Below are 14,340 nucleotides of genomic sequence, written 5' to 3' on the forward strand. Positions count from 1 at the left end.
ACCGTGTCAGTGCAGTCTGTTAACCCGCTGAATGCCCGCTGTGTGGCAGGTGAATCGAGTCTTTCCGGCCCAGCCCCGGCACCTATGCTGGAACAGTGAGCTCCGAACCGTATTCCGCACCCTTGTCCTCTTCCCATACAGCCCTTGGCGCCAAAATCCGAGCCTGCCTGCTCGGCGGGGCTCTGGGCGACGCACTGGGCACAGCCGGCCCGGAGCGCCTGGAGGACACGCTGTCGGTTTCTTCGGCTACCCAGCTGGCCCTGTATTCACTGGACGGGCTGCTCGAAGCCGTCGAATGGGCGAATTCGGGAGTGGGAGCCGATGAAACCGCCTGCATCTGGCTCGCCTACCTTCGCTGGCTCCGGGGCCGCGGCATAGCCCTCCCCGAGACCGGACTGGTTCCCCTCCCCCGGCCCATTGATGCTGAGGAACTGCTGCACCCGACGCCGGCCGGCACGGCGGACGCGGGCACGGCGGACGCCGGCCTGGATCCGGAGGTGGTATCCGCCCTGTCCAGCGGTGAAATGGGGACACGCCAGCGGCCCGTGAACACGGAATCGGACAGTCCTGCCGCACTGGTGCGCTCGGCGCCGTTCGGCCTGCTGCCCTATGTACCCACCGAAACCGTCTACAAGCTCGTACTGGATGCCGCTTCGCTGACCCACGGCCATCCTGCGGCCCGTCATGCGTCTGCCGTTTTCGCTGCGACCGTGCACGGGCTGCTGTCGCCGGGAACTACTCTGGCCGCAGCAGCGGAGAAGGCCCTGGCACCGGCAGACGCTGCGGCGGATTCCGACGGCGGCGTCCCCGGACTTGCTGACCGGCTCCGCTCGGTCATCTCCGGACCGGACTTCGCGACCGGCGGCACGGCGGCCAGCGGGGCGGCGGCCGGCGGGACGGCGGCCGGCGGGACGACTTCCGGCAGCGGGGCAACCGGCGGGACGACTGCGGAAGGTGCGTTGACGCTTGGACTGTCGGCGGCACTCAGGGCAGAGAATGCGCTCGCCCGGCAGGCGGCGGCGGGAGCCCCTGCCTCACCGGAAGACACCGTGACGGCGGCCCTTCGCGAAGCTGCCGCTGCCGGCGGGGCGCCGGCCGCCGTCGTCGCCGGCAGCCTGCTGGGCGCGCTGTACGGTGTGCTGCCCGGCCCCCTGCTCGCGTCGCTGCGTGAACGCGCAGCGGTCGAGCGGCTGGCCGACAGCTACGTCTCTGCGACAATCGCGCCCTAGCCCGCGGCTCACGGACCGGTTACTGCGAGCCTCGGGGCCAGATACCGCCCAGGGTTTGCAGGAACTCGGCTTCGGAGAGCACCTCGATGCGCTGGCCCCGCTCGTGCAGGTCCAGGACCCTGCGCGCCTTACCGGTGAGGCGTCCGCTGCGCAGGTCCGCCGGTTCAAAGCCGTCCCCCACCACCAGCACCGTGGTGGCGCGGGTGACGTTGCTGGCGGTGCGGGCTCCGGCCTCGGCCGCGCGGTCCTTGGCGGTCTGGCGGGGCATGCCCAGGTTGCCGGTGAAAACGATCGTCTGGCCGAACAGCGGATGGCGCGGATCCGCCAGCGGGTTGGGCGGCGGGTTCTCCCCTTCGGACGGCCAGCCCTGCCAGGGTGTTCCGGCAGCCGCCACCGCGGCTGCGGTGCCGGTACCCCGGGCCAGTGCGTCCCGGGTGGCCTTGGACAGCTGATGAGTGCCCGGCACATACGCGGGCAGGTGGGATGCCTGCAGCCCCTGGCGAAGGAAAAAGTCCGGCATGGACACGGCTCCGGCCCGGCGGGCAATGTCAATCATGATGCCCGCGCAGGCGCGGGCATCCTCGGTGGCATCGTGATGGTTCAGGAGCGGAACACCCGCTGCCTCGGCAGCGAACGGCAGCGAATGTGAGGGCAGCTGATAGGTGCGGCGGGAATGCACCACGGTGCAGGTGTAGTCATAGGCGGGGCCCGCCAGCTCGGAGACTTCCAGCGCGGAGCGGATCACGCCCAGGTCGAACGCGGCGTTGTGCGCCACGAGCAGGTCGCTGCCGATGAAGGCACCGATTTCCGGAAAGAGTTCACCGAACCGCGGAGCCCCGGCCACCATGTCCGGTTCGATCCCGTGGATGCGCACATTGCGCCGGTCAAAATAGTCGTGCCCCTCCGGGGGACGCATCAGCCACGAGGCTTCCTCGACAACCTGCCCGTTCCGGACCCGGACCAGGCCCACGGAGCAGGGCGAACCGCGGAAGCCGTTGGCGGTTTCGAAATCTATTGCGGTGAAACTAAGCCCGGTTTCAGGCATCGGTGCCGGACACCGGCTTCCGCCGCCTGCTGCGGATCTTGGCGGTGATGAACCAGACCGCTGCGATGATGACCGCCGCGATGACAATCTTCTGGAACACGCCGGCGTAGGCCTCAACAACGTGCCAGCTTTCGCCCAGGTAGAAGCCGGCGACGATAAAGATGGCATTCCAGATCAGGCTGCCGGCGGTGGTCAGTGCGGTAAAGGTCAGCAGGTGCATGCGTTCAATGCCCGCGGGGATCGAGATCAGGCTGCGGAACAGCGGGATCATCCGGCCGAAGAACACGGCCTTGTACCCGTGGCGCTCAAACCACGCCTCGACCTTGTCCACATCCTCAAGGTCCACCAGGGGAACCTTCTCCACCAGGCGGCGCATCCGGTCCCGGCCCAGCCATGCCCCCAGGCCGTATAGTGCCAGCGCACCCACTACCGAGCCGAGCGTGGTCCAGAACAGTGCCGCCGCCATGGAGAAATTGCCCTGGCTGGCGGTGAAACCGGCCAGCGGCAGGATGATTTCGCTCGGCAGCGGGGGGAAAAGGTTTTCCAGGGCGATGGCCAAACCGGCGCCCGGGGCACCGATGGCCTCCATCACCCCGACCGCCCAGTCGGCCACACCGCCGAGGGCCGACGGCTCGGCAGTAGTAGAAGAGGTGGCTGCGGGAACGGCTGCTGTAATAGTCATCTCGCGGTCAATTCTGCCCTAGGCCCCCGGCCCGGGAAGAATCCCCGCGCGTCCCCGCGGCGTGTTTGGGACGCATCACACATCCCCCGGCCTGTGCCTAGGCGCCGGTTTTTTCCTCCGCCAGGGCGGCAACAAGGGCCGGAACCAGTGCCCGGAACGCCTGGCCGCGATGGCTGATCGCGTTCTTTTCGGCTCCGCTGAGTTCGGCGCAGCTGCGCTCCTCTCCGGCCGGAAGCAGGATCGGGTCGTAGCCGAAACCGCCTTCGCCGCGCGGGGCCTGGAGCAGGGTGCCGCGCAGCTCGCCGCGTTCCACGGTTTCGCTGCCGTCGGGAAGTGCCAGGGCCGCAGCACAGACAAACGCCGCACCGCGGTGCTCAGCGGCGATATCCGCAAGCTGGGCCAGCAGCAGGGCCAGGTTGGCGGCGTCGTCGCCGTGCAGGCCGGACCAGCGGGCGGAGAAAATGCCAGGGGCCCCGCCGAGGACGTCCACCGCAAGGCCGGAATCGTCGGCGACTGCCGGAAGGCCGGTGGCAGCCGCGACGGCGTGGGCCTTGAGCAGTGCGTTTTCCTCGAAGGTCACGCCGGTTTCGGGAACGTCGGGAACTCCCGCCGCGGCGGCGTCGATCACCTGGGTGTCCACGTCGAGGCCGGGAACCTGCCCGCGCAGCAGTTCGCGCAGCTCACGCAGCTTGCCGGGGTTGCGGGTGGCCAGGACCAGGCGGGGTGCCGGCGCCATTTATTCGCCGCCCAGGGTCCGGCGCTGGATTTCGGCCAGCTCCGCGGTCCCCTGCAGGGCGAGGTCCAGCAGCGCATCCAGCTCGGCCCGGTCGAAGGGTGCGCCTTCCGCGGTGCCCTGGACCTCAACGAACTTCCCTGATCCGGTCACCACCACGTTCATGTCGGTTTCCGCGCGTACGTCCTCCACGTAGGGCAGGTCCAGCATCGGGACGCCGTCGATGATGCCAACGCTGATCGCGGCCACACTGTCCGTCAGCGGGTTGGCGTTGCGGGCAATCAGCTTGTTGTCCCTGGCCCAGGCCACGGCGTCTGCCAGCGCCACGTAGGCGCCGGTGATGGCTGCGGTGCGTGTGCCGCCGTCGGCCTGCAGGACGTCGCAATCCAGCACAATCGTGTTCTCACCCAGTGCCTTGGTATCGATAATCGAACGCAGCGAGCGGCCGATCAGCCGGGAAATCTCGTGGGTGCGCCCGCCCAGCTTTCCCTTGACCGATTCGCGGTCATTCCGGGTATTGGTGGCACGCGGCAGCATGGCGTATTCGGCAGTGACCCAGCCCTTGCCTTCACCCTTGAGCCAGCGGGGAACCCCGGGGGTCAGGGAGGCGGTGCACAGCACGCGCGTATTGCCGAACTCGATCAGTGCCGAGCCTTCGGCCTGCTTGGACCAGCCGCGGGTAATGGTAATGCTGCGCAGCTGGTCCGGGGTGCGGCCGTCGGCGCGCAGGCTTGATGCAGGGGTGGGTGCGGTAGTCATGGGTTCAGTCTATCGCCGGGGCCGTACGGGCCCGGACAGGACCTAGACGCTGCGTGCCTTCTGGACCGCCAGCGGGGCGGTAAAGGGGGAACCGACGTCGTAGGAGACGCCGGCGACGGCGACGGCCAGGTCACCGCTGTAGGACCGGCGTGCTTCGGCGACGCTGACGCTGGCATCGTTCCACACCGGAAGGTGGGTGAGCAGCAGGCGGCGGGCGTTGGCGGCTGTGGCGGCGGCTCCGGCGCGCAGGCCGGTGAGGTGCACACCCTCGATACCGTCATCGCGGCCCTCGTGGAATGCGGCCTCGCAGAGGAAGACGTCGGTATCCCGGGCGGCTGCCTCCAGCCCGGGACAGGAATCGGTGTCCCCCGAGTAGGCCAGGGTCCGCAGTGTTTCCACACCGTCCGCGTCGGTGCTGCGGGCTTCCACCCGCAATGCGTAGGCTTCTTCGGCAGGATGCCGCACCGGGTACGGAGTGACGGTGAACGGGCCGATCTGCTGCGGCTGGCCCGGCGTCCAGTGGGAGAATTCGAAGTCCTCGTGCATGCCCGGGTCCAGTTCCAGGCCGTAGGCAGTGGCCATCCGGTCCGCGGTGGCGGCCGGGCCCCATACCTTGATGCGGTCCCGGTTCCAGCCCGCGGGATCCCAGTGCACGGCCACATGCAGCCCGCACAGGTCCATGCAGTGGTCCGGATGGAGATGCGTCAGGAGCACCGCGTCAATATCGCGCAGGTCCATGTAGCGCTGCAGCGCGCCCAGGGAACCGTTACCGAGGTCCAGCAGGATCCGCCAGTCACGTTCGCCGTCGTTGGCGGTGACGAGATAGCAGGACGCCGGAGACGCCGGGCCGGGGAAGGAGCCGCTGCAGCCTACGATGGTCAGTTTCATGCTGTGCCGTTCCAGAGGGCACCCTGTGGCGCCCCCATGCGTTCGGGGGCGTCTGCCCGGGCTGCGGCAATCATCTGCGGAGTAACCCGCGCCATGCTGCCGGTGGGGTAATGCGCTGATACGTGGTCCACCTGCTGGACGCTGAGCACTTCGGGTCCCAGGAAACGCCGGGCCAGAAGTTCAAAGGAGGCCGCATCGCCGGTGGCGACAAAGGTGTGCTGGGGCGCCGTCCGCTCCTGCCGTTCAATGCCGTGGCTGATCAGGGCCCGGTAGACATCCTTGGCGGTTTCCTCGGCGCTGGAGACGAGGGTGACGCCGTCCCCCATGACATAGGAAATCACGCCGGTCAGCAGCGGATAGTGGGTGCAGCCCAGCACGAGCGTATCGACATCCTGTGCCCGCAGCGGCGCGAGGTATTCCTCGGCCGTTGCCAGCACGTCCGGCCCCGAGGTGACCCCGGCTTCCACGAATTCCACGAAGGCAGGGCAGGCAACCGAGGACACCCTCAGGTGGGGTGCGGCCGCGAAGGTGTCGTCATAGGCCCGCGAGCCCACAGTGGCAGCAGTGCCAATGACGCCGATCCGTCCGGTGCGGGTGGCCGCCACGGCGCGCCGTACGGCCGGCTGGATGACCTCGATAACCGGAATCCCGTACCGGTGTGTGTAGCGTTCGCGGGCGTCCCTCAGCACAGCGGCCGAGGCGGTGTTGCAGGCGATGACCAGGAGCTTGACTCCGGAGTCCACCAGTTCGTCCATAACGCCCAGCGCGTTGGCGCGGACCTCGGCAATCGGGAGGGGGCCGTAGGGGCCTTTGGCCGTGTCCCCCACGTACATCACGGCCTCGTTCGGCAGCTGGTCCAGGACGGCCCGGGCCACGGTCAGTCCGCCAACGCCGGAATCGAAGATACCGATGGGTGCATCCGGGTTCCGGACGCGGACTGAAGGCTCAGCGGACGTCGCGGGCACCTGCCCCTGCGGCGTCTCCGGGGAGCCGGATCCGGGTGCCCCCACGGGCTGCCCCGGGGACCTCTCCCCTGAATGTGCGGACGGATGGACCGGGTTTGAAATCATAATGTACTGACAATAGTCCTCCCTGCAGCGAGCGCACATTCACTGCCGCGTGCCCTTGCTCACAGGTACACCGGCAGGAATCACATGTGATCCTGCCGGCCCGCGCAGTGCCGCGGCGGAACCGGTATCAGGGCAGGGATTTCAGCAAAGCCTGCATCAGTGTGTCCTGCAGCCATGTGACGAAGTTGTAGACCAGCGCCAGGTATCCGTCCACGTCACGGGCCCGGGCCGGGTCCGTAATATCCTGCAGGCGTTCGGCATCTTCATCGCTGGCCAGGCCCAGCCGGTCCCCCAGGACCAGCCGGACGTCATTCAGCGCGCGGGCAAAAAGCTGCGCCTGGGCCGGGTCCAGCCGGAGCGGCGCCGTTTCGAGCTGCAGGGCCGCGGCGCGCAGGGCCGCCTGCTTGGACTCGCGCAGGGAGCGTTCAGTGAACCGGCGGAATTCCAGGGCGTCCTCGTCATTGCCCTCAATCCCGTTGGGAAGCAGTCGCTGCAGGGCCGTGTCCTGCGGGACGGCGGCGCTCATGTCAATGCCCACCATCGCTGCCAGGGGATCGCTGTCCGCCGCCGTCTCCGGTTCCAGCAGTTCCTGCACATCGGCGAAGAGCTTGCGCAGCAGATCCCGCTCCCCCGGTTCCAGGTTGGCGGTAATGCCCTTGCGGGTGAGCTTGAATCCGGTTGCCACTACTGTCCGTTCCTGTTGACGCGATGTTCAAAGCCTGCTGCCCGGCACCGGCTCACGCGGCGTCCGCCTTCTGGAAGGTGGCCCACAGCCCGTAGGAGTGCATCGCGAGGGTGTCGCGCTCCGCTGATTCCCGTGACCCGGTAGCCACCACCGACCTGCCGGCCTGGTGGACCTCCATCATGAGCCGGTGGGCCTTGGCTTCGGAGTAGCCGAAGTAGCTCTGGAAGACGTAGCTGACGTAAGTCATCAGGTTCACCGGATCATTCCAGACGATCACGACCCACGGGACGTCCGCAGCCACCAGGGACTCCGTCTCCTCATATGTCAGGGTGTCCGTGCCGGGGGCAGTGCTGGTAACCATGGGTTCAATTGTAGTGAGGAATCCTTGCGGACCCCGCCCGGGTCCCTCTTCTACTCAACGGGGATGCGCGGGTTAGAGTTTTGCCTGTGAACAGTCCCGCCGCTTGGCACACCCCAAACTCCGCCCTGTATACGGATCACTACGAGCTCACGATGCTCCAGGCTGCCCTCCATTCGGGCACCGCCTCCCGGCGGTCCGTCTTCGAAGTCTTTGCCCGGCGCCTGCCGGACGGCCGCCGCTACGGCATCACCGCCGGGACCGGCCGCATCCTTGAGGCGCTGGAAAGCTTCCGCTTCGAGGCACCGCAACTGGAATTCCTGGCCCGCAACAACGTTGTGGACCGGCGGACCCTCGACTGGCTGGCGGATTTCCGGTTCTCCGGGAACATCTACGGCTACGCCGAGGGTGAAGCCTACTTCCCCAACTCCCCGCTCCTGATTGTGGAGTCCACTTTCGCCGAGGCCTGCATTCTCGAGACCATGGTGCTGTCCATGCTCAACCACGACAGTGCCATTGCCTCTGCCGCGTCCAGGATGACCTCCGCCGCGGACGGCCGGCCCTGCATCGAGATGGGTTCGCGCCGCACGCACGAGGAGGCAGCCGTCGCGGCAGCCCGTGCGGCAGTGATTTCCGGCTTCCACAGCACCTCCAACCTCGAAGCCGGGCTCCGGTACGGGCTGAAGACCGTGGGAACCGCGGCGCACTCCTTCACCCTCCTCCACGACTCCGAGAAGGAAGCCTTCACCGCACAGACCGGTGCCCTGGGCCTGGACACCTCGCTGCTGGTGGATACGTACGACGTCGAACGCGGCGTGCGCAACGCCGTGGAAGTGGCGGGGCCCGCCTTGGGCGGGGTGCGGCTGGATTCCGGCGACCTGGTGGCCCAGGCACGCTGGGTGCGGGACCTGCTTGATGACCTGGGCAACACCAACACCCGCATCATGGTGACCTCGGACCTGGACGAGTACGCCATCGCCGCACTGGCCTCGGCACCGGTGGACGCCTACGGCGTCGGCACCTCGCTGGTGACCGGGTCCGGCGCACCCACCGCCGGCATGGTCTACAAACTGGTCAGCCGTGAGGGTGAGGACCATGAGTTTGTTTCCGTGGCCAAGGCGGCCAAGAACAAGATTTCCCGCGGCGGACGCAAGTATGCGCTGCGGCGGCTCGACGAACGCGGCAAGGCTACCGCTGAAGTCATCGGAGTCGGCCACGCGCCGGCCGACGACGGCAACGACCGGCCCCTGCTGCACCAGTTCGTGGCCGACGGACAGATCCTGCCCGGCTGGACCGGGCCGGAAGCCGTAACCCGCGCAGCGGAGCGGCATGCACTGTCCCTGGCCGAACTTCCGACCTCGGTAAACCGCCTGCAGCGCGGCGAACCGGCTATCCCCACCGAATACGAGGAGTAAGCATGGCCCGCGCCCTGATTATTGTCGACGTACAAAACGATTTCTGTGAAGGCGGTTCGCTGGCAGTGCCCGGCGGGGCGGATGTGGCCGGTGAGATCACCGACTACGTCGAAAGTTCCGCAGGACGCTACGATCTGGTGGCTGCCACACAGGACTGGCACATTGATCCGGGAGCACACTTCTCCGAAACACCGGACTTCGTGGACTCCTGGCCGCGCCACTGCGTCGCGGGAACCCAGGGAGCCCAGCTCCACCCGGATCTGGATACCGAGCTGGTGGACGCGGTGTTCCGCAAAGGCCAGTACGAGGCCGCCTACTCGGGCTTCGAGGGCGTCCTGGCCCCGGAGGAAGAAGTTCCCACGGGAGATCCCGAAGCCGAGCCGGAGTCAAACGAGGAAACCCTGAGCCTGGATGACTGGCTGCGGGAAAACGACGTGGATGAAGTAGTGGTGGTGGGCCTGGCCGCGGATTACTGCGTCCGTGCCACCGCACTGGATGCCGTGGCAGCCGGTTACACCACTGCCGTGATCCCCGAGCTGACCCGCGGCATCACCCGGCAGGGCGCCCTGGCTGCCTGGGCCGAGGTTGAAGACGCCGGCGTGGAGATCATCGACCTCTAGCCGGCCCCTTGGCGCAGGAACACCACCGCGGGAACACCACTGCGGGAGCACCACTGCACTGAAAACGCCCGCCGCACCGCGGCGGGCGTTTTCAGCACCTGACACTATTTCCGGCCGATGAACCAGTCCTGGAGCTTCTTCAGCCGCTTGTTCAGCTGCTCCTCGTTGGCCTGGGCCACCGGCGGTCCGCCGCATGTCCGGCGCAGCTCACTGTGCACCACGCCGTGGGGCATACCGGAGCGGGCGGACCAGGCGGAAACGTTCTTCGCCAGTTCCCCGCGCAGCTCGGTGAGCCGGCGGTGGTCCACCACCTCGGGAGCTTCCGCCGGCACCTGGGCCTCGGCACCGGCGCGTTTGCCCCGGCGGGAGAGCTGCTCATGCTGGCGCTGGCGCAACAGCACGCTCATCTGCTCCGCATCCAGGAGCCCGGGAATACCCAGGAAGTCCTGCTCCTCCTCGCTGCCCAGCGCGCCGCCGGTGCCGAACTCGCCGCCGTCAAACAGGACCCGGTCAAAGGAGGCCTGGGATTCCAGCGCCTCGAACTTCTGCTTCATCAGCTCACCGGAGGCTTTGTCCTCGCGATTGGCCGCCTCCATGAGGCTGTCCTCGAGCCCGAAGCCTTCCTCTTCCAGATGGTTCTCCGGCCGGTCCAGGGCGTGGTCGCGTTCGACTTCCATCTGGTTGGCCAGCGCCATCAGGTTCGGCACCGAGGGCAGGAACACGGACGCCGTCTCGCCGCGCTTGCGGGCACGGACAAACCGGCCCACGGCCTGGGCGAAGAACAGCGGCGTGGCGGTGGAGGTGGCATACACACCGACCGCCAGGCGGGGCACATCCACGCCTTCGGACACCATCCGCACTGCCACCATCCAGCGCTGGGTGCCGGCGGAGAACTCCTCAATCTTCTCCGAGGCCTTCGCATCGTCGGAGAGGATAACCGTTGGGGATTCCCCCATGATTTTCTTCAGCCAGCCCGCGTAGGCCCTTGCGTCGTCGTGGTCGGTGGCAATCACCAGGCCGCCGGCATCGGGGACGGACCGGCGGACCTCCGTAAGACGCTTATCCGCGGCCGCCAGAACGGCCGGGATCCACTCGCCGGTAGGGTTCAGTGCGGTGCGCCAGGCCTGCGCCGTGATGTCCTTGGTGACGGCCGCTTCGCCCAGCGAGGCAGCCATTTCGTCGCCCGCACTGGTGCGCCAGCGCATCTGTCCGGAATAGGCCATAAACATGACCGGGCGGACCACATGGTCCTTGAGCGCCTGGCCGTAGCCGTAGGTGTAGTCGGCCTTGGACCGGCGGATCCCGTCCCGGTCCTCGACGTACTCCACAAAGGGAATGGCCGCGGTATCTGAGCGGAACGGCGTACCCGTCAGGGAAAGCCGCTTGACCGCCGGTTCAAAGGCCTCCCGGATGCCGTCACCCCAGGACAGCGCGTCCCCGCCGTGGTGGATCTCGTCCAGAATGACCAGTGTGCGGGCCGCCTCCGTTTTGGCGCGGTGCAGCATGGGCTTGGAGGCCACCTGGGCGTAAGTGACGGCCACGCCGATAAAGCCGTGGCCGTGCCGGCCGTCGGCGTTCTTGAAATTGGGGTCGATCGCCAGTCCCACCTTCGCTGCGGCGTCGGCCCACTGCCGCTTGAGGTGGTCGGTGGGGGCGACGACGGTGATGCGGTTGACGATCCCGCGCTCCACGAGTTCATTGGCAACCCGCAGCGCGAAGGTGGTTTTGCCGGCACCGGGGGTGGCGACAGCGAGGAAGTCGCTGTTGTTGGAGGCAAAGTACTTCTCCAGCGCTTCTGCCTGCCATTGGCGCAGCTTCGGGGCGGTGCCCCAGGCGGCGCGTTCAGGATAGGCGGGAGGCAGGGACGCACCGGCGCCGAAAAGCGTTTCGGAACTCACGCTGGGAACGCAACCTTTCCAGGTACTCGATTGGTTGTTGCCGTGCGGGTGCCGGACGGGGACAGCTGTTGGCGCATGCAAAGGCGCGCAGGGGTTAACACAGAGGTCATGCAGGCATCAGGACTAACTGCCCTCGCAGGGGCTTGAAAACGGTGAACACGTCCGGGCGGACGGACTACTTCTTGTCCTTGGGCTTGTCTCCACCGGGGCGCAGGCCCTCGTAGATTTCCTTGCACGTGGGGCAGACCGGGAACTTCTGCGGATCGCGTCCGGGCGTCCAGACCTTGCCGCACAGGGCAATGACAGGTTCCCCCGACAGTGCGGACTCCATGATTTTTTCCTTGCGCACGTAATGCGCAAAGCGTTCGCTGTCGCCGGGTTCAATCTCTTCGCGCAGTTCTTCGCGCTCGATGGTGGCCGTGGACGTCCCGTTGTCATCCAGGCGGCGGGGATCGGATTCGAAAGGATCTGGGGGCAGGCTCATGGCTTCCATCTTAGTACCCGCCATCTACTTGTTGACGGAGACCTGCTGCAGCAGTTCCGGACCGCGGGCGTCCATCCAGCGTCCGCCCAGCCGGATACCGGCCACCAGCACCGCAGAGCCCAGCACGGTGCCCGCTGCCAGGGTGACAAAGCCCCAGGCCATGTTCTCCGTCACCACGGCGATCACTGCAGGGACCAGCACCGGCACGAGCAGTACCAGCAGCGCCATGGCGAAAATGCCTTGCACAAGGAAGGTCCGTCCGGCCGATCCGGGCGGCGTCTTGAACGCGTTTTCGCCCGGGACCGGAACGTTGTAGGTGTAGCGGGCGGACACGGCACTGGAAACCCCCATACCCACCAGCAGTGCGCCCAGGCTTACGCCGAGGACGGTGGGAGCCAGTTGCGTCAAACCGCTCAGGAACGCCGGCAGGAGCGAGGCCAGCAGCACGGCCGGAACCGCGAATACCGCGCAGGCCAGCACGCGCCCCGCCCGGTCCGCCCGGCCGCTGACACCGGTGGCGAGGTGCAGGGCGAAGGCGGTGTTGTCGTAGGAGACATCGGCGTGGAGGGTATACCCCAGCAGGAACCCGACCAGAGGTCCCATCACCAAAGTGACCAGCAGCCCGGCGCTTCCGTCCGGCCCCGCATTGTTGGCCATAAACACCACCAGCACCGGCAGGATCGGAATAATCAGCAGCGAGGCGCTGTACCGCGGATCGCGGAACCAGTAGGTCAGGGCACGGGCCGCTACGGCGCCGGTGGGAGTGGCCGGGAAACGGGCAAAGAACCCGACCCCTGCGGACTTGCGTCCGCCGGCTGAGACCTGCGGCGGGTTTACCAGCGCCCGCAGCAGCAGCGCCTTCCACAGGAGAACCAGCACCGCCAGAAACACGACGCTGATGACGGTTTTGGCCGCTGCGGCACCGAAATGGCCCAGGGCAATATCCCCCGGGACGGCCCAGACTGCGCCCAGCGGTGTCCAGGAGAGTCCGTCAGCCAAACGGACGAGGAAGTCCCCGTTCATGCTGATGCCTTCACCCACTGCGGACAGCAGCGGGCCCACCAGGATGAGAGGGACAATCAGCAGCAGTCCGGTCACGTCGCGGAACCGGCGGGATCCGGTGAGGGAAACCGCTGCCGCCACGGTGACCCGGGCGGCTATCAGGCAGGTGAACAGAGCGACGCCGGCCAGCACCAGCGCGGCGGCCAGGGCGGGCGGCGAACGGAACCAGCTCAGTGCCTGCACCAGTACGGCCAGCAGCATGGTTGCCCCGGGGATGCCGATCAGGCCGCCCAGAGCCAGCCCCGTGAGCAGCTTGGGCACCGGAATGGCGAAGGTGGTGAACCGGGCGGGGTCCAGGGTCAGGTCCAGGCCGGAGAACACCACCGGTATCAGTGCCCAGCCGAGGACGGCCAGCGCGCCGCCCAGGATGACACCGGTCCGGGCAAGGGCAGGATTCGAGCCCGCCACAAACAGCGCACCCAGCAGCAGGGCCAGGATGCCGACCCCGTAGAGGCCGCCAAGCACAATGCCGACCAGCTGCCACGGGCTGCGCCGAAGCGAGTTGCGCAGCAGAACCAGTTTCAGCCTTAGGAGGTGCGCAACCATTCCAGCCCTTCCGAGTGGGTCCGTCCGCCTACCAGCGAAACGAAACGGTCTTCCAGGCTTCCCCCGCCGCGGACCTCGTCCACGGTCCCCGCTGCCAGCAGGTTGCCGCCGGCCACCACCGCCACGTGGTCACACATACGCTGGACCAGGTCCATGACATGGCTGGAAACAATGACCGTGCCGCCCGAGGAAACATAGCCGGCGAGGATGTCGCGGATGTTGGCGGCCGAGACGGGGTCCACCGCCTCGAACGGCTCGTCGAGGACAAGCAGGCGCGGGGCATGGATCAGGGCCGAGGCCAGGGCGATCTTTTTCGTCATGCCTGCCGAGTAGTCCACCACGAGTTTCCCGGCGTCCGCGCTGAGGTCCATGGCGGCAAGCAGGTCCTTGGTCCGGGACGAAACAGTATCGCGGTCCATTCCCCGCAGCAGGCCGGCGTAGGTGACCAGCTGCTCACCGGTGAGCCGGTCAAAAAGACGCACGCCGTCCGGCAGAATGCCCATCAGCCGTTTGGCTTCGACAGGCTGTGCCCAGACATCGGTTCCGTGCACCCACACCTGCCCCTGGTCCGGCCGCAGCAGGCCGGTGGCCAGGGACAGCAGGGTGGTTTTACCGGCACCGTTCGGCCCCACCAGCCCGTAGAAGGACCCGGCAGGAACATCCAGGCTGATGCCGTTGACGGCCGTCTTCGGGCCAAAACGCTTGGCCAGGCCCCGTATAGCCAGGGCCGGCGCGGCCGCCGATGGATCTGTTACAGGCGCGGAATCTGTCATAGGTTCAGACTAGCGGCCGCCGCTTTCGCTGACCTCCGCAGCAGGGACCAGATCCGGCGCCCGCGGGCGCCGGCCCCTCCCCCTTGCGGACTA

Annotated in this window: 15 protein-coding genes; 3 read left to right on the forward strand and 12 right to left on the reverse strand. The window is 67.4% G+C overall.

Annotation, left to right across the window (positions count from 1 at the left end; translation table 11 throughout):
• The first annotated feature begins 95 nt into the window (after window positions 1-95).
• The gene (locus MUK71_RS10970; protein ID WP_227929509.1) at window positions 96-1,229 is read left to right on the forward strand and encodes an ADP-ribosylglycohydrolase family protein; all 1,134 of its coding nucleotides are present in this window, start codon (window positions 96-98) and stop codon (window positions 1,227-1,229) included.
• Between the two features lie 19 nt (window positions 1,230-1,248).
• Here the strand turns inward: MUK71_RS10970 and MUK71_RS10975 are convergent, their stop codons facing one another.
• The 8 genes from MUK71_RS10975 to clpS all read right to left on the reverse strand — a co-directional run bounded on the left by MUK71_RS10975 (window position 1,249) and on the right by clpS (window position 7,452).
• On the reverse strand, window positions 1,249-2,274 hold the full coding sequence (locus MUK71_RS10975; RefSeq protein WP_227929508.1) for a 3'-5' exonuclease: 1,026 nt from the start codon (window positions 2,272-2,274) through the stop codon (window positions 1,249-1,251).
• Window positions 2,267-2,956 carry a DedA family protein gene (locus MUK71_RS10980; RefSeq protein WP_227929507.1) on the reverse strand — a complete coding sequence of 230 codons (690 nt, stop codon included), beginning with the start codon at window positions 2,954-2,956 and terminating at the stop codon, window positions 2,267-2,269. Before MUK71_RS10980 ends, MUK71_RS10975 begins: the two co-directional genes overlap by 8 nt.
• Before the next feature lie 97 nt (window positions 2,957-3,053).
• Window positions 3,054-3,692, reverse strand: a complete 639-nt coding sequence (rdgB, locus tag MUK71_RS10985; protein WP_227929506.1) for an RdgB/HAM1 family non-canonical purine NTP pyrophosphatase — start codon at window positions 3,690-3,692, stop codon at window positions 3,054-3,056.
• Window positions 3,693-4,448, reverse strand: coding sequence for a ribonuclease PH (gene rph, locus MUK71_RS10990; RefSeq protein ID WP_269436389.1), 756 nt, complete (start codon window positions 4,446-4,448; stop codon window positions 3,693-3,695).
• 42 nt (window positions 4,449-4,490) lie between these two features.
• Entirely contained in the window at window positions 4,491-5,336 is an 846-nt protein-coding gene (locus MUK71_RS10995; protein ID WP_227929505.1) for an MBL fold metallo-hydrolase, read from the reverse strand.
• Window positions 5,333-6,301 carry a glutamate racemase gene (gene murI / locus MUK71_RS11000; protein ID WP_227903320.1) on the reverse strand — a complete coding sequence of 323 codons (969 nt, stop codon included), beginning with the start codon at window positions 6,299-6,301 and terminating at the stop codon, window positions 5,333-5,335. The genes MUK71_RS10995 and murI overlap by 4 nt, the downstream gene beginning before the upstream one ends.
• Before the next feature lie 232 nt (window positions 6,302-6,533).
• Complete coding sequence (locus tag MUK71_RS11005; RefSeq protein ID WP_227903321.1) at window positions 6,534-7,091, reverse strand: DUF2017 domain-containing protein; 558 nt, start codon at window positions 7,089-7,091, stop codon at window positions 6,534-6,536.
• 52 nt (window positions 7,092-7,143) lie between these two features.
• On the reverse strand, window positions 7,144-7,452 hold the full coding sequence (clpS, locus tag MUK71_RS11010) for an ATP-dependent Clp protease adapter ClpS (protein WP_227903322.1): 309 nt from the start codon (window positions 7,450-7,452) through the stop codon (window positions 7,144-7,146).
• Between the two features lie 86 nt (window positions 7,453-7,538).
• On the opposite strand from clpS, the gene MUK71_RS11015 reads away from it, so the two are divergent.
• The gene (locus MUK71_RS11015; protein ID WP_227903323.1) at window positions 7,539-8,864 is read left to right on the forward strand and encodes a nicotinate phosphoribosyltransferase; all 1,326 of its coding nucleotides are present in this window, start codon (window positions 7,539-7,541) and stop codon (window positions 8,862-8,864) included.
• 2 nt (window positions 8,865-8,866) lie between these two features.
• Complete coding sequence (locus MUK71_RS11020) at window positions 8,867-9,484, forward strand: isochorismatase family protein (protein ID WP_227929504.1); 618 nt, start codon at window positions 8,867-8,869, stop codon at window positions 9,482-9,484.
• 104 nt (window positions 9,485-9,588) lie between these two features.
• Here MUK71_RS11020 and MUK71_RS11025 read toward each other — a convergent pair whose 3' ends face one another.
• From MUK71_RS11025 to MUK71_RS11040, 4 genes are all read right to left on the reverse strand, one after another.
• On the reverse strand, window positions 9,589-11,382 hold the full coding sequence (locus MUK71_RS11025) for a DEAD/DEAH box helicase (protein ID WP_227929503.1): 1,794 nt from the start codon (window positions 11,380-11,382) through the stop codon (window positions 9,589-9,591).
• A gap of 175 nt (window positions 11,383-11,557) precedes the next feature.
• Window positions 11,558-11,866 carry a DUF3039 domain-containing protein gene (locus MUK71_RS11030; protein ID WP_423723748.1) on the reverse strand — a complete coding sequence of 103 codons (309 nt, stop codon included), beginning with the start codon at window positions 11,864-11,866 and terminating at the stop codon, window positions 11,558-11,560.
• 24 nt (window positions 11,867-11,890) lie between these two features.
• Window positions 11,891-13,474, reverse strand: a complete 1,584-nt coding sequence (locus MUK71_RS11035) for a transporter (RefSeq protein ID WP_227929502.1) — start codon at window positions 13,472-13,474, stop codon at window positions 11,891-11,893.
• A complete protein-coding gene (locus MUK71_RS11040) occupies window positions 13,456-14,247 on the reverse strand; it encodes an ABC transporter ATP-binding protein (RefSeq protein WP_227903327.1) in 792 nt (263 codons plus the stop codon). Before MUK71_RS11040 ends, MUK71_RS11035 begins: the two co-directional genes overlap by 19 nt.
• Between the last annotated feature and the right edge of the window lie 93 nt (window positions 14,248-14,340).

It is taken from the genome of Arthrobacter zhangbolii (genome assembly GCF_022869865.1).
Lineage (GTDB): Bacteria > Actinomycetota > Actinomycetes > Actinomycetales > Micrococcaceae > Arthrobacter_B > Arthrobacter_B zhangbolii.